This window comes from Reticulibacter mediterranei, assembly GCF_016587455.1.
On record NZ_BNJK01000001.1, the window covers coordinates 1,566,352 to 1,582,298 of the forward strand.

Annotated in this window: 11 protein-coding genes; 1 reads left to right on the top strand and 10 read right to left on the bottom strand. The window is 49.4% G+C overall.

Annotated features, from left to right (window positions below; translation table 11 throughout):
- Positions 1-2: 2 nt before the first annotated feature.
- The 8 genes from K3T83_RS06880 to K3T83_RS06915 form a co-directional block, all read right to left on the bottom strand.
- A complete protein-coding gene (locus K3T83_RS06880) occupies positions 3-1,187 on the bottom strand; it encodes a sensor histidine kinase (protein WP_220202229.1) in 1,185 nt (394 codons plus the stop codon).
- Complete coding sequence (locus K3T83_RS06885; protein WP_220202230.1) at positions 1,178-2,500, bottom strand: PAS domain-containing protein; 1,323 nt, start codon at positions 2,498-2,500, stop codon at positions 1,178-1,180. Before K3T83_RS06885 ends, K3T83_RS06880 begins: the two co-directional genes overlap by 10 nt.
- A gap of 457 nt (positions 2,501-2,957) precedes the next feature.
- Complete coding sequence (locus tag K3T83_RS06890) at positions 2,958-4,238, bottom strand: amino acid ABC transporter substrate-binding protein (protein ID WP_220202231.1); 1,281 nt, start codon at positions 4,236-4,238, stop codon at positions 2,958-2,960.
- Between the two features lie 436 nt (positions 4,239-4,674).
- Positions 4,675-5,469 carry an ABC transporter ATP-binding protein gene (locus K3T83_RS06895; protein ID WP_220202232.1) on the bottom strand — a complete coding sequence of 265 codons (795 nt, stop codon included), beginning with the start codon at positions 5,467-5,469 and terminating at the stop codon, positions 4,675-4,677.
- 19 nt (positions 5,470-5,488) lie between these two features.
- Positions 5,489-6,223 carry an ABC transporter ATP-binding protein gene (locus K3T83_RS06900; RefSeq protein ID WP_220202233.1) on the bottom strand — a complete coding sequence of 245 codons (735 nt, stop codon included), beginning with the start codon at positions 6,221-6,223 and terminating at the stop codon, positions 5,489-5,491.
- A 17-nt stretch (positions 6,224-6,240) separates the two neighbouring features.
- Positions 6,241-7,257, bottom strand: a complete 1,017-nt coding sequence (locus K3T83_RS06905) for a branched-chain amino acid ABC transporter permease (RefSeq protein WP_220202234.1) — start codon at positions 7,255-7,257, stop codon at positions 6,241-6,243.
- Positions 7,254-8,135, bottom strand: a complete 882-nt coding sequence (locus K3T83_RS06910) for a branched-chain amino acid ABC transporter permease (protein ID WP_236064843.1) — start codon at positions 8,133-8,135, stop codon at positions 7,254-7,256. Before K3T83_RS06910 ends, K3T83_RS06905 begins: the two co-directional genes overlap by 4 nt.
- Before the next feature lie 124 nt (positions 8,136-8,259).
- Entirely contained in the window at positions 8,260-9,519 is a 1,260-nt protein-coding gene (locus K3T83_RS06915) for an amino acid ABC transporter substrate-binding protein (RefSeq protein WP_236065103.1), read from the bottom strand.
- A 561-nt stretch (positions 9,520-10,080) separates the two neighbouring features.
- Between K3T83_RS06915 and K3T83_RS06920 the strand changes: the two genes are divergently transcribed.
- The gene (locus K3T83_RS06920) at positions 10,081-12,318 is read left to right on the top strand and encodes a methyl-accepting chemotaxis protein (RefSeq protein WP_220202236.1); all 2,238 of its coding nucleotides are present in this window, start codon (positions 10,081-10,083) and stop codon (positions 12,316-12,318) included.
- 120 nt (positions 12,319-12,438) lie between these two features.
- Here K3T83_RS06920 and K3T83_RS06925 read toward each other — a convergent pair whose 3' ends face one another.
- A complete protein-coding gene (locus K3T83_RS06925; RefSeq protein ID WP_220202237.1) occupies positions 12,439-13,809 on the bottom strand; it encodes a TrpB-like pyridoxal phosphate-dependent enzyme in 1,371 nt (456 codons plus the stop codon).
- A gap of 130 nt (positions 13,810-13,939) precedes the next feature.
- Positions 13,940-15,928: a WD40 repeat domain-containing serine/threonine protein kinase gene (locus K3T83_RS06930; RefSeq protein WP_220202238.1), complete on the bottom strand. Its 1,989-nt coding sequence runs from the start codon at positions 15,926-15,928 to the stop codon at positions 13,940-13,942.
- Between the last annotated feature and the right edge of the window lie 19 nt (positions 15,929-15,947).

Here is a 15,947-nt window from a genome sequence, read left to right on the forward strand (position 1 = left end):
CCTTACAGCTCTTCAAATTGTAGTGGGAGTTGGATTAAGAAACTGGCACCTTCATTCTGGCGACTCTGCACCGTAATCGTCCCCTGATGCTCTTTAATAATGCCATACGTGATAGATAATCCAAGCCCCGTACCCGTTCCCACCTCCTTAGTCGTGAAGAAAGGGTCAAAGATACGTTGTTCTAATTCCGGCGAAATCCCAGGCCCGGTATCACTAACGCTGATACTGACGGCATCGGCCTGCGCCTTGCACTCAATTGTAAGCAATTTATGTGGAGAATTTATCATTGCATCACGCGCATTAGTCAATAAATTAATGAACACTTGCTCTAACTGAATAGCATTTCCAACAACAATAATCTCTTCGGCAGGGAAACGCAACACAACTTCAATCTGACGCAGGCGCAACTGTTCCCGCATCAAGGAGAGAGAACGCTCAATCACCTGAAGGATGCCCACAGGCTCCCGGCTCACAGAGGCAGCTCGTCCAAAAGTGCGCAAGTGAGAAATGATTTCTGTTGCTTTACGCACCTGTTGCATGGCATTATGCAACTCCTGAAGAATACGCTCTGGCTCTGTATCCGCCATGCCAAGCTCAATGAGATCAATGGCATTACCTACAAAGAGGCCAATATTGTTGAGCGGATTATTCAATTCATGAGCGACTCCAGTCGTTAGCTCGCCCAGGGTTGCCAACTTGCCAGCCTGCACGAGTTGCTCCTGTTTCTCGCGCAACTCCAGTTCGCGCCGTTTGACCTCCTCAGTCGTCTCTTTGAGATCGCTCATAATATGGATCATCGCCTTACGACTATTACCCAGGCGGAGATTAGACTGATGAGAATCCTGCAAAATATGCATGAGAGCGCGACGAGAATTATACAAACGCTCAGTCTGTTTTGCAAGGCGGCTCCGCTCCTGCTCATAATCTGCAAGAATATGGATCATCGCCTTGCGCTGATCGGTCAGCTTGCGATTGAGGGTATTGAGATCGCTCAGGATATGCATAAAAGCGCGCCGCCGCTCTTCGCTCTTCTGGACGCGCATTTCTAGCACTTGTTCATTTTGCAATAACGCCTCATACGCCCGCCGGAGCTGCTCCAGATTCATCCTCTTATAATCAGAAACAGCGTTTTGTTCTTCCTCGACAGGAGAAGATGCAGCAGGAACATACTGCTGGGCTACGTCCATTTGCTTTGTCCCCGCGTGAGCTTTTCAACTTCGCGTTTCAGGTTCTCAATCTCTTTTTCCAGAGCGATCATTTTTAGCTCACGCCCAACCACCACTTCTTCAAACTTCTCCAGGTCAAGGATCTTCTCCTGCAATTCCGATTTCGACTCTTGCAAATCCTGCACAACCTTCTCATATGCACGCATATCGCGCAAGATACCAATTGCGCCGATCACCTTCCCATCGGGATCACGCATGGCCGACGCATTGAGGGTTGTCGGGATCACCTCTCCCGACGCGCTACGAGGGTTTAAGCGCGCATTACGAGTTACGCCACGCTCAATGACTTCGCGTAAGGCGGCCAGGAACTCTCGCGTCTCTTCCGGGCTGATAAAGCGCGACAACGACTGCTCCAATACCTCATCCGGGCGAAAACCCAACAGTTCATAGACGGCATCATTGGCCTGTAAGATCTTGCCTTCCAGGTCCGAGACGAACAATGGGTCTGGCGCATTCTTAATCAGGCTATCGGAATAGGCGCGGGCTTTGTCCAACTCGCGCATGTCGCGCAAGATACCAATCGCACCGATCACCTTCCCATCTGTATCGCGCAACGCCGACGCATTTAAGATTGTTGGGATCACCTCTCCCGACGCACTACGAGGGTTTAAGCGCGCATTACGAATCACACCACGCTCGATCACTTCGCGCAACGCTGCCGTAAATTCGCGTGTTTCTGTTGGACTGATAAAGCGCGACAACGATTGTTCCAACACCTCGTCGGTCCGAAAACCCAACAGTTCGTAGACGGCATCATTGGCCTGTAAGATCTTGCCTTCCAGGTCCGAGACGAACAACGGGTCTGGCGCATTCTTAATCAAAATATCGGAATAGGCACGGGCTTTGTCCAACTCGCGCATGTCGCGCAAGATACCAATCGCACCGATCACCTTCCCATCTGTATCGCGCAACGCCGATGCATTGAGGGTTGTAGAGATGACCTCTCCCGATGCGCTACGGGGATTCAGGCGCGCATTGCGGGTCGCGCCACGCTCGATCACTTCACGCAGCGCTGCTGTAAATTCTCGCGTCTCTTCCGGGCTGATAAAGCGCGACAACGATTGTTCCAACACCTCGTCGGTCCTGAATCCTAATATTTCATAAACGGCATCATTGGCCGAAAGGATTTTTCCTTCCAGATCCGAGATAAAAATGGGATCTGGCGCATTCTTAATGATAATATCTGCATCGAGGGAATTCAGTGAACCATGCGACTTGTTATCTGTGCTCACGCGTGCAGCAAGAGGAGTAGTTGGCACAACGTTCTCAAGCATGAACAAAACCTCCAGTCCGCGACTAACTAACAGCATGCGCCTTAGCGCGCCAGAACCAGGTCAGAAAACAGATGTTTGACCCGAACGCTTGCTCGATCCAGGTCGGGCACAAATGCATTATGTTATCTACGATCAGAGAGCGAATATATGACAGTATAACAGAATTTTTCTATAAAGTGCAAGAAGAAAAGCTTCTTTCTATTGTTGAGCTTAAATAGATTTTACAATAAAAAGTACAGACCCAGGCTCTACTTGACACATATATTACCGCGCACCTCAAGGATTGTAAAGGATCTCAGTCCTATCATCCTATCATTTACAGGGGAAAAGAGTTTTAGAGGAAGAAAGGGACAAACACGGTGAGGGAGAGAATGATTATATTGCTTTCCTCACCGTGCTTGTTCAGCAAACAGGGGTTAGTAACCAATGCCCAACCGCTATGGATGGCAAAATTGCATCAGGCCCAGGTCTTTTTCGGGTATTGAGGTTTGGCTTGAGCCTGATTGTCAGGGTAAACAGGGATCAATTTTCCTGCCTGCCACTGGAACAGGTAAGGAACGCCGACTGTATTCTGCCCTTTATCGTTAAATTTGATATCGCCGAACAAGCTCTTGAAAGAGCCTTCGTGAAGCGTCTTGATCAAGACTTTGTTATCCAGGCTTTTCGCCTGATTGACAGCCTGCTCCAACACCTGTCCAGCAGCATAAGCCTGAACGGTGGCAGAGTTAATATCTTCTGCCGTACCACCATATTTGGCCGTATATTCCTGCGAGAACTGATCGTTCTGATAATTCTTCACACCAGGGAACCAGCCCGAGTTCGGTACGAAGATACCTTCAGTCGAGTCAGATCCAACAGCTTTGGTAAACTCTGCACCCTCATCAGGGCCAGCAGTAGCAATGAAGGCTTTCGGATTAAAATGCTGCTGCTTAAAGGATTTAATAAAATTCACACAATCGTTGACGCCTACCGTACCAATGATGACGACATCGGGATTAGCATGGACCACCTGTTTGGCAATAGGCGAAACGTCGTTGATATTCTCAGGATAGGGCTGCGACTCAAAAACAGACTTCACACCGGCATCGGTCAAAAGCTTCTTCGCATAGGCAACCTGCGGAACAGCAAAAGGATTATCTACTGTAATATAAGCTACAGACTTAGGACGCTGATCCTGGGGTAGAGATAACACATAGCGAACGAAGCCTTCCAGATACGTCTCGGAAGGAAGAGTCACCGCGAACAGGTTCTTATTTTTGAGGTCTTGCTGAAATACCTTTGGCCCATTGCCAGCACCCTCAAGAAACGCGTAACCATAGCGATCAGCGACACGCACGGAAGGGGCGTTGATGAGGGTGGAGAAGGGACCGAACACCAGATCAACATGATCGGTGCCGATCAACTTCTGATAATTAGTGACAGCTTGATCGGCCTCGCTGCCATCGTCATAAAACTTCAACTGCACCTTACGGCCCAGCAGCCCTCCCCGCTTATTGACGGAATCGCCCCAGAGTTCATACCCCTTTTGCAGGGCTTTACCATCGGCAGAGAAGTCGCCAGTAATGGACGCTGAAAAACCTATCGTTACCGGCTTCTGGTTGTTGCTTCCTGATTGGCCCTGAGAGTTTCCTCCAGTGGTGCCATTTTGTGCGCAGGCGCTCAAGCTGATCAGAGCCGCCATAATGACAAATGCAAAAGATAGAAAATTACTGATTTTTCCAACAGGACGTGTTAGCACACTACGCCTCCTTACATCCGGTTCATAATTCCTAACCAAATAAAGAACGGTGTATCGTTATACACCACACCCTAAAAGATGCATTTTTTGCATCTAGCTACCGTAAAAACAAAAAAAGATTACAGAAACACGTATAGGAGTGTCTCTGCATCTCACGCTTTATCAGGAGCACCATCGCTGCTTGTACGCTTTTTTAATCGGCTGGACCTCTACAGAACCCCGCCATACTCTAGCAGAAATGTCGCTTTTACACAACCCCTTATGACATATCGGCCATAAATTTTGTATTAAAAAATGTGAGAGCAGAGGTATATATCTATTTCCTCTGCTCTTGATTACAGGCTATAGTAAAAAGTGTGCTGCATCAAATGCATAATTTAACGACCAACAAATAATCACATCCATTCAACAAAATGAATAACTGCACAGTTATAAATTATGGCATCTCCTGTGTATCTGAGGTCCGCACTGGCAGCTCAACAGAATTCGTGGCATCATCCTGCGATGTATGGCTGGACAATGAGCCGCCCAGATATAAATGGCCAATTTCAGGATTATGTAAAATCTCCTGGCTCGAACCGGTCAGACGTACGCGTCCGCTCTCCATCACGACGCCATGCGTTGAAATATGCAGCGCGGAACGAGCATTTTGCTCAACTAGCAGCACCGTTTTTCCCATCTCGCGCAATTGTGTTGCAGTCGCCAACACCTGTTTAAGCACTTTCGGCGCTAACCCTAAAGAAGGTTCGTCCAACAGGACCAGCGCGGGATCAAGCATCAGGCCGCGAGCAATCTCCACCGTCCGCTGCTGGCCACCGGAGAGATCACCAGCACGATCATTTGCTCGCTCTTTAATCAAGGGGAATAGCTCTTCCAATTCTTGCAGGCGACGAGCGACCAGGGAGGAATCGCGCAGCAAATAGCCGCCCAGCCTGATATTTTCCCTGACAGTCATATCATTAAACAGGCTATGATTTTGCGGCACCTGCACGATACCGAGGGCCAGGATTTGGCGAGGCTTCATGCCAGCAATAGCCCGATCCTGAAACGTAATCGAGCCAATCCGAGGTTTCAACAGGCCGCTAATCGAGCGCAACACGGTTGACTTACCAGCACCGTTAGGGCCAATGATGCAGGTGATGGAGTTTTTTTCAACTTCCAGATTCACGCCCTTGAGTACGTCGCCGCCCTCGTCGTAGCCAGCAACAACATTTTCTAATCGTAATACCATTGCACACTGTCTCCCGCTTTCAGTCTCCCAGATAGGCTTCCAGGACGGTTGCATCCTTACGCACTTCCTCCGGCACCCCGGCGGCAATCGTCATTCCGCGATGCAACACAGTGATGTTCTGACAGATGCCCATCACAAATTCCATATCATGTTCAACTATCAGGAACGTAATGCCCTGCTTATTGAGTACTTTGATACGATCGGCCATATAGTTAATTACTGTAGGATTCACACCACCAGCAGGTTCATCCAACAGGATCACGCGCGGTTCGGCGATCAGGATGAAGGCAAACTCAAGCAATTTTTTCTGCCCATATGAGAGATTGCCAGCCGGGAGATCTTTCAAATGTGTGATCCCCACAAAATCGAGCAGGTCAAGTGCCTGACGCTGCTCATGAGAAGAACTCCAGCGACTAAACAGCCCAGCAGCACCTTTGCGCTGCTTTGCCACGTGCATATTTTCCATGACGGTCAGCCGGGGGAAAACACGCGAAAGCTGAAATGTACGGCCAATGCCTAGTTGAAACACTTTGTCTGGGGACTGATTGGTAATGGGCGAGCCAGCAAAGCGAACTTCGCCACCATCAACCTGCTCATAGCCGGTAATCACATTGAACAGCGTCGTCTTACCAGAACCATTAGGGCCAATCAAACCTGCAATTGTCCCCTCCTCGACGGTAATCGAACAACCATCGAGGGCGTGAATACCACCATAAGCCTTCGATATATTTTTTGCTTCTAATAATGTGGTCATCCTTACTTCTCCGTCTCTTACTTCTCTACAAGGACAGCACCTTTTTGCTCAGGCTGACGCGGGGCAGACGAAGCTACAAGCGTTGCTGTACGTTTGCGCCACAATTTGGGGAAGGTGACGAGAATACCTTCAGGCAGGGCCAGGATGACCAGCAGCAGAAGCGCGCCCAGAATTACCAGGTTCAGGCTCAATGAGCCATACTGGATAGTCAGGTATTCCTGCAACGGTTCCAGCAATAAAGCGCCGAGCAGAGGACCGAACAATGTTCCAATGCCGCCCAGGAAGGACATCAAAGCAACGGCAACGTTTAACGTCGAATCAAAGGCCACGACCGGGAAAAGGGTCTGATTATAGTAAGCGATGACCGCGCCAACCATCCCACCTAAGAAAGCGGAAATGCTATATGCCGAGAGCTTGGATGCCCAGGTCTTCACGCCCAATCCCGACGCACGATCTTCATCATCGCGAATTGCCAATAACCCCAGGCCATACTTAGAATTACGTATCCACCAGGCAATAGCAAAAGCTACGACAAGCAGAATAATGGCAACATAATAGTATGGCATATTAAAATAATCGCCGGACCACTCGGAGGCGGGAAAAAAGATGCCACTTGTTCCGCCAGTGATGGAGGTGAGATTCAGGGCCAGCGATTGCAGAATAAACGATATGGCAATAGTCACGACAACAAAGGTAACGCGGCGCGTGCGCAAGGCCACCCATCCGATAGGGATCGACAGCACAGCAGTTACCAGACCGGCAACAGGTACCAGCAAGAAGACGAGAAATCCACCTGATAGCTGCAAGCGATCGCAGATAATAGCGATCGTGTAAGCACCAATGCCAGTGAACGCTGAATAACCCAGAGAGACATAGCCAGAATAGCCCGAGAAGATATTCCAGCCAATAGCCGCCGTCGCATATAACAGCGTATATATCGCAATAGAATAGAAAGTGGGATCAGCAGTAAAAAGAGGCAGTATAAGCAGCAGAACAAGAAAGGCCAGTAGACCGCCAAGTTTGATTTTGTTCATTGGCTTCTCCCTCCAGACAGTCCAAACAATCCCTGTGGACGAAATACCAGTAGTACCACGAGCAACACAAAGAAGACAGTATTGGCCCATTGCGCACCCCAGAAGGCTGCGGTCACATCGCTCACGATCATCATTATTAATGAGGCGAAGAAGGCTCCGCGCAAACTGCCCATGCCACCCAGCACAATGATCACGAGCAGTTGGGAGACGAGGTTATACGAGCTGGCAGCGTTAAAAACGGTCGTTGCACCATAGGCAACGCCACCAGCCGCAGCCAGGGCAACTCCGACCCCAAAGGTGATCATTGATACCTTCTCGACATCAATACCAATGAGGGCGGCCGCCGTACGGTTTTGCATCGAGGCGCGCAGGCTATAGCCAAATTCAGTGCGATACACTAGCACATACAAGGCAAATAACAGGACTGAGCAGAGCAGGAAAGCAAAGACCTGCACATAGGGGAGATAAAAGCCAGCTACCGCGAAAGAGGCGTCAACATAGGACGCGTGCAAGCTAATTTGGTTGGGTGTGAAGGCAATGTTGAGGAAGCCTTCAATGATGAGCGCTACTGCAAACATCACCAACACCGAGAGCATAACACGGCTCTGATTATGCTTCAAACGACGAACAAAGGCCCATTCAATAGCAATACCAAGCAGAAACATCAACGGCATGGTAAGCAACAGGCTGAGGAAAATATCGATATGGAAATACTGGCTCAGAGCATAGCTCAAATAAGCACCAAGCACAACCATAATCCCATGTGCGACATTCACGATATCAAGCACACCAAAGATTAAAGTCAAACCAGATGCCATCAGCGCATAAACGCCACCCGCCAGTATTCCAGAGAGTAAAGCATCGAAAAAAAGTGACACGATAAAACCTTCCTAAAAACTCATACGAAGGAAGATAGTACCGCCATACAATCTTCCTTCGCACTGTGGGTCATAAGAAGCAAACATCTCGTCAACTACAATGATATTGCGGCAATATGCCAGATCAAGACCAGGAGTTTTTCGGATACTCAGGATTTGCCTGAGCCTGGCTATCTGGATACACTGGGATCAATTTACCTGCCTGCCACTGGAACAGGTAGGATACACCAAGGGTGTTTTGTCCCTGATCGTTGAATTTGACAGGCCCAAACAGATTGTTGAACGTCCCATCATGCAAAGTCTTAATCAACGTTTTATTATCCAGACTCTTTGCCTGGGTGACGGCCTGTTCCAATACCTGTCCGGCAGAATATCCCTGGACGGTACCAGAGTTAATATCATCAGCATCGCCACCATATTTTGCAATGTACTCTTGCACAAACTGCGTACTTTGAAAGGTATTGATACCTGGATACCAACCAGAGTTAGGGACAAAGGTTCCTTCTGTCCCCTTTTGGCCAACAGCTTTCATAAAAGCTGCGCCTTCGTCGGGGCCAGAGGTAGCAATAAAAGCTTTGGGATTGTAGTTTTGCTCAGCAAAAGTCTTGATAAAGCTAACGGAAAGGTCGAGGCCCACAGTGCCAAAAACAACCACGTCAGCATTAGAAGCAGCCACCTTTTTGGCAATCGGCGTCGCATCCTTGAGATCGCTAGAGAAAGCAGGCTCATTAAAGACCGTCTTGAGTCCACCTTTACTCAAAATCCCTTTGGCATAATTCACCTGTGGTACGGCAAAAGGATCGTCAACAGCGACGTATGCAACGGTCTTAGGGCGCAAATCAAGCGGCAAAGAAAGAAGAAACTGAGAGAAGCTATCTAAAGCTGTCTCAGAGGGAAGGGAAGCCATAAAGAAATTCTTATTCTGGAGCGTCTGTTGAAACGCCTTCTTACCATTGCCCGCACCACCGATAAAAGCATAGTCATATTGATCCGCGACATGCATAGAAGGAACCGTTAGTTTCGTGGAAAAGGGGCCAAGCAGCAGATCAACATGATCAGTCTCAATCAGTCTTTTGTAATTGGCGGAGGCACGGTCCGTGTCGCTACCATCGTCATAGAACTTCAAATCAACCGGGCGTCCTAGCAGTCCCCCACGTTGGTTGACTGAATTGCGCCACAATTCATAGCCTTGCTGAACGGCCTTGCCATCTGACGAGAAGTCGCCAGTAAGAGAGACAGAATAACCAATTGTTACTGGCTTTTGATCTTGCATATTTGCGGCATTATTGCCACCCATTTGTGAACAGGCGCTCAAGCCGGCAAGCAACATACTTACGACAAGGATGGAAGATAGAAAATTACCAATCCTTCCAAAAGGAAGCATTCGCACATTACTTCTCCTTCAATCAATGCGGAACGGATGAGTAGAGTATCTCAACGCGCGCCAGCATGCTAAAGCATTCAAATAAAGAGGTAAAACAAAACAAATAAGAGATTTATAGCGAAGAGACTGTAAAGTGCATTTTCCAGAGCTATAGCATAAACATAGGAACTTGCATCCGGCATTGTTACGATTACAGACTGGATACACCACAATATCCCAGCTACACTCTAACAAAAATATTATGCGTATGCAAGTTTTTCACCAACTTTACCATTCTATACTTATTTAAATCCGTAGCAGTACCTTTGCCAGCTTCCCCAAAGCGACAATAATATTCACCACCTAATAAATAAGTATCCAGAAAATCTCTTAAAGTGGGTAGCAAATAGGAAAAGTAGCTAGATTCACCCCTAAATATTTGTATTTTCTAGACAGTACGGTATACTAATCTAGATACATTGTGCTAATTATTTTTAAGTAAAAACATATACAAATCACTCCATGAAGAGCGCACACATATTTTTTATGTCGAGTGTTGCTTGAGAAAGGACTGAAGTCGGCATGTTGTTCAGAGCTGTTAGTAATTTACCTATTTTCCGACGCCTCTTTATTGCGTTTACTTTGACAGCCGTTATTCCAGGTATCGTTATTGCTTTGCTGGGGACATTTTATTTGAATACGTTGGAATCACGAGGCCAGGCAGTAAGAACGAGTTTTGAAGCACAGAGCCTCGCCACTGCCCAACAAATCAACCTGCAACGCATGAACGCTTCTCTAGAAACACGTTTCGCGCAGATTTACGCGGCGAAGGGAGGAGCATTCACGGATGATAATGGCAATCCTGATCCCGCGCTGGCGGCTTCAGGAAGTCTGATTGCTAACGACATTCAAGCGCGTGAGCTTGATTTCGATCAATCGCTTCAAACATATCAGAAGAACTTTGCGATAGCAACATCAGCAAATATGAAGAGCATCCACGACATCCTGTTAAGTGACAATCCTGATAATGTCAGCATCATCAATAATCAACAGAATGCGCTCAACCATGTTATCGCAGAAAAAGAATGGGAAAACTACAAAAACGCGCAGAACCAGGTCATTCAACTACTTGATAGGCTTCAGAAGGGAGACGAAACGGTTACAGCAGCGCAAGCCTATAAAGCACTCTATACGTCGAGAACGCTGTTTCTTCCTCTGAAGAATAACTGGCAACTCGTTGCCGGCTCAGCAGTGACGATTGGTACGGCGGTCACGCAGGTAGGACCATCACAGACGCAGCCAATTTTAACATTCACAGCCATCGCCTTCCTCTTCACCATCCTGGTAATCATCTCGACTGGTTATATCGTGAACGTCACCATCACGCAGCCTCTGCGCCATCTGGCACTGCTCACGAGGCGCATCTCGAAAGGGGATACCAGTGCTCGCGCTGTTATTCGGGGCCGAGACGAGATTTGTCTGGTTGCCGCCTCGATGAACAACATGCTTGACAACATTGTACGACTTATTCAAGAATCGCAATCACGCCACGCAGTACTGCAAGCCCAGATCGAGAAGTTGGTAAGTGAGGTGAGCGGCGTTGGTGAAGGTGATCTGCGCATCCAAGCGGAAGTCACGACCGATGACCTGGGAGTGCTGGCCGACTCCTTCAACTACATGGTTGAAGAACTCAGCAGCCTGGTGGTACGCGTGAAGTTGCTTGCGAAAGAGGTTGAGACCTCCACAACGCAGACCTATGATCGTATGGGTCAACTGGTCGAAAGCGCAGATACACAGATCGGCCAGATCTCCAGAGCGGCAACAGAAATTGGCAACACAGCAAACTCTAGCCGCCAGGTGGCGGAACGCGCGCAAACACTTTACAGCATTGCATTGGAAGCCCAACGTACTGCTCAGGATGGTCGAGGTGCTGTGAGACAGGCGGTCGAGGGTATGGGCCGTATCTTTGAAAATATTCAGTCAACCTCTGGCAAAGTGCAGTTATTGGGAGATCGCTCACGCGAAATTAACAACATCGTCGAAGTCATCAGCAGTATCGCTCACCAGACGAATCGTCTCGCCCTGGACGCCGCAATCCAGGCAGCAATGGCGGGCGACAACGGTAAAGGCTTTGGAGCAGTTGCCGCCGACATCCGCCGGCTGGCCGAACGCTCAAAAGAACAGACCAGTATTATTACCCGCATTGTCCGCAACGTTATCGAAGATATTGGTGCTGCCTCGCTCGCTATGAGTGAGACCGAACATGAAACCTCTCAAGGAACGTTGCTTGCTCAAGAAGCAGGAAGAGCGCTGGAAGCAATCTTCCCCGTCGTCGAGCGTCAGGCTAGCGAAATTGAAATCATTAACCAGATGGCGAATCAGCAGTCGCAATCATCGCGCTCGGTCGCGCAAATCATGCAAAGCGTTACCGAGTCAACACAGCAAAGTAGCTTGAGTACACGTTCCGCTTCGGAACAGATGGAACGTATGGCACGCCTGGCTGAGCAACTACTGGCCTCAGTGGAAGCCTTCAAGCTCCGAGACGATCAGAGCGACACCCTCGCTCAAAGCCTCAATCTCGCCGCTCCTGACAATCTCGATCAGGAAGGGAACATGTCGTTCAGCGGCGTGTTCCGCACCATTACCTCTTCCATTCAACCAACCAACAGCGATGCGGTCGTGCTCGAAGCTCCTCGTCTGAACAGCGGAACCGCTTACTATCCCCCTGTTCCCTATCAGAATGGTAATCAAGGTATGCCTTTCGAGAATGGAAACTGGAATAACGGCTATCAAAACGGCGGCAATCAGCCACGCCAATAAGCTACCCACCTACCAGGAGGCTCTCTTATAGAGCCTCCTCTTTTTTTAGGCAAACAATTGAAGGCAAAAAGGAGAGGATCGGCACAAGCCATATCCTCTCCCATATCCTGGTCTTCTTCGCTAGACAATCTGGGGCAGTCGTTGCTGTGCAGCCGCAACAGCATCGGCGGGATACTCGTAATCCTGCAAATTGCCAGCGAAGTAATTTTCATACGCCAGCATATCAAAGTAGCCATGCCCGGAAAGGTTGAAGAGGATCACGCGCTCTTCTCCAGCCTCCTTCGCCTCCAACGCTTCATCAATCGCCGCGCGGATAGCATGAGCAGCTTCCGGTGCGGGAATGATGCCTTCAGCGCGGGTAAAGGTCGTCGCCGCTGCGAAAACCGCATTCTGATGATAGGCTCGGGCGTCGATAATTCCCTCTTCATGCAGTTGCGAGATCAGCGGTGACATCCCATGATAGCGCAGACCACCAGCATGAATACCGGGTGGCATAAAATCATGACCAAGCGTATGCATCTTAACCAGAGGCGTCATACCAACGGTATCGCCGAAGTCGTAGGCATAAATCCCTTTGGTCAAGCTGGGACACGACATGGGTTCTGCCGCCAGGAAACGGGTGCGCAAGCCTTTTCTCAACGCTTCACCCATAAAAGGGAAGGCAAGACCGGCCATATTGCTTCCGCCGCCAACACAGCCAATGACCACATCGGGATAATCATCAGCCTTCTCCAACTGCAAAAGCGCTTCCTGACCAATCACCGTCTGATGCAACAAAACATGATTCAGCACGCTTCCCAACGAATACTTCGTCGTGCCGCCGCTCTTTGCCGCAACTTCCACCGCCTCGCTGATCGCTATGCCGAGACTGCCCATATTCTGTGGGTCTTTCTCTAAAATCGAGCGTCCGGCATCGGTGAGGTTAGTTGGGCTGGCATGAACGGTGGCCCCAAATGTCTGCATAAGATTGCGCCTGTATGGTTTCTGCTGATAACTAACCTTAACCATAAAGACCTCGACTTCAACGTCGAAAAACGCTCCCGCCATCGACAGCGCCGATCCCCACTGCCCGGCTCCAGTCTCAGTCGAAAGCTTTTTGATCCCAGCTTCCTTATTATAAAAAACCTGTGCGACGGCAGTATTGGCCTTGTGACTACCGACCGGGCTTACCCCTTCATATTTGTAATAAATGCGCGCAGGAGTATCCAGAGCCTTCTCCAGCCGACGCGCCCGGAAGAGGGGAGAGGGCCGCCACTGCGCGTAGATCTGGCGAATAGGCTGTGGGATCTCAATGTAGCGCTCGGTACTCACCTCTTGCAAGATAAGCGACATGGGAAATAAGGGGGCAAGATCATCAGGCGTTACCGGTTGCCCGGTGCCAGGATGCAAAACGGGCGCGGGAGGATTGGGCATATCGGCCATAATATTATACCAGGCCTTCGGTATCTCATCCTCGCTCAACAAATATTTACTATACGTCGTATCGGGCATTTGCAACACCTACTCTCTAAACTAGTTCTCCATTGAACAAATTTCACGCATGCATCATAGCACACTCGATCAATTCTTATTCAGGCAGAAGATAGAGTATAGCAGATGATCTTCTCGCCACCAGATACAACTAACTGCGCCAGAGCATAAGCGCGGTCTCTCTATTTTCTTCCAGCGCGGCCAGTTCTGAACGGCGCGGGGACCATGCAACAAGGAGTTGTCCAGGCAACGTTTCTGACGGAAAGGCCTCATCAGGGTGGCCAGAAAGCAGACGCTTTTCGGCAGAGGCTACCGTCATATGCTCATCGAGAGAGATACTCAAGCCGCGAGGCATTGCTGGCAGTTTGGCCCAGGTTACAACCGTTTTTCTTGTCCGCGCATCCCAGGCAACCACACGATTATCACGCATCGCCCCCGCTAGCATCCCTCCATTTGGAGACCAGGCAATGCTATTTACCTTCTGACCCGGCTCTGCCACCCGCCATACTGAAGCCAGCACTTTGCCGTACCAACCCATTATCGCTCCATTGTGTCCACCAGCAACCAGCAAGGAACCATCCGGCGACCAGCGCAATACACCAACATTGCCGCTCCGCATCGCTCCTGTTGGTATGACCAGCATTGCTGCCATCCGCTGAGTCATCAGCACAGAAGAAGAAAGTTGATAGAGGACGATTTGATTATCTGCCCACAGAGCCAGACGGCCATCGATAGACCAATCCAGCGTGTCCAGAGCACGAGCATTGTATGGAAGAGCCAGCGGCAGCAAAGATTGGGCCACGCAATCCCAGAAATAGACAGCTCCCGAAGCGCTGACGGCAAGCGCTCGACTATCTGGAGACCAGCACAGGCTTGTCGCCTCCCTTGCGCGGGCAAATTGTATTTCCTGCACCCGTCCATCCCTGGCAACAATCAACGGAGCATGCCCATACAAAGAGCAAGCAACATAGTTGCCATCAGGCGACCAGGAGAGCATACGAGGGCGAGCAGGTAATTCGCAAGGTATACTATTCTTTAAATGGATTGTTTCGTATGAAGCATCATGGTGCAGCTCTGTGCTTGGTAATCTTTGCGGCTTTGCAGGAAGAGGCTCATCCAGTAGATGCTCGCTGCCGGTATTGGGAGGATCAAGGGTGAGAGGTAAGGCCAATTCATGGTATCGCGACTGTATAGGAGATGGATTCGACTTGGTGGGGAGCACTGGACCAGAGGCAGTGGGATTGGTACGTTCAGTTCTAGCACTTGCTTGCTCTCGTTCAACGCGCAACATTGCTTGCTGGAGCGCTTGAGCAAAGTGCATGATAGAAGGGAAACGTTGAGCCGGCTCTTTCTCAAGAGCTTGCAGAATCACCTCATCAATTTCAGGAGAAATGCCCCGCTCAGCGTTCAAACGACTGGGGACTTCGGGCGGATCATGCAAATGGGCTTGAGCATATTCCTCATTGGTGCCAGCCTGAATGGGCAACTTTCCTGTAAGGAGATAACAGGCCATAATAGCGAGAGAGTACTGATCTGATGCCCGATCAACCCTGCGCTCAACCTGTTCTGGAGCCATATACGCAAACGTTCCCAACACTTCACTAGCGAGAGAGAAGGAGGATTGTAGCCAGCGCGAGATGCCAAAATCGCACAAATAAAGATGAGCAATACGTGGGGTGCTCTGTTCAAGGCGAATCAGGAAATTGGCTGGTTTGACATCCTCATGCACGATAGGAGGCTGCCGAGTATGTAAATACCACAAGCTGGCAGCTGCCTGCATAATCACATCCGCCAGATGTTGCCAGGACCAATACTTCCAGGGGGGACGCGCCTTGATCAGGTCGGCTAGAGAACCGTCGCTCATGTGGGGAGAGACGAAGAAAGGAACATAACTTTCCTCGTAGTGCATGTAACCATAGTTCAAAATTGGTAAAACATGCAAATGTTGTAGGCTGCGAGCAATCTCTATTTCGCGGTGAAAACGCTCCTGAGCTTTGTGAGTACGCCGATCATCTTCAGCAATCATGGCCATGATTTTCAGAGCCACGAGTTTCTGCGTATAGGTATCGCGAGCCAGCCAGACATGGCTCATCAACCCTTTTCCCAATAATTTCTGCCGCTCGTATCGCTCTACAGTCATAACATTATTCCTCATGACT

Bases quoted from the DNA above. Each gene is read 5' to 3' on its own strand.
- K3T83_RS06880 (WP_220202229.1), bottom strand. From the start codon at position 1,187: ATGGACGTAGCCCAGCAGTATGTTCCTGCTGCATCTTCTCCTGTCGAG.
- K3T83_RS06925 (WP_220202237.1), bottom strand. From the start codon at position 13,809: ATGCCCGATACGACGTATAGTAAATATTTGTTGAGCGAGGATGAGATA.
- K3T83_RS06920 (WP_220202236.1), top strand. From the start codon at position 10,081: ATGTTGTTCAGAGCTGTTAGTAATTTACCTATTTTCCGACGCCTCTTT.
- K3T83_RS06915 (WP_236065103.1), bottom strand. From the start codon at position 9,519: ATGCTTCCTTTTGGAAGGATTGGTAATTTTCTATCTTCCATCCTTGTC.
- K3T83_RS06930 (WP_220202238.1), bottom strand. From the start codon at position 15,928: ATGACTGTAGAGCGATACGAGCGGCAGAAATTATTGGGAAAAGGGTTG.
- K3T83_RS06900 (WP_220202233.1), bottom strand. From the start codon at position 6,223: ATGACCACATTATTAGAAGCAAAAAATATATCGAAGGCTTATGGTGGT.
- K3T83_RS06895 (WP_220202232.1), bottom strand. From the start codon at position 5,469: ATGGTATTACGATTAGAAAATGTTGTTGCTGGCTACGACGAGGGCGGC.
- K3T83_RS06905 (WP_220202234.1), bottom strand. From the start codon at position 7,257: ATGAACAAAATCAAACTTGGCGGTCTACTGGCCTTTCTTGTTCTGCTG.
- K3T83_RS06885 (WP_220202230.1), bottom strand. From the start codon at position 2,500: ATGCTTGAGAACGTTGTGCCAACTACTCCTCTTGCTGCACGCGTGAGC.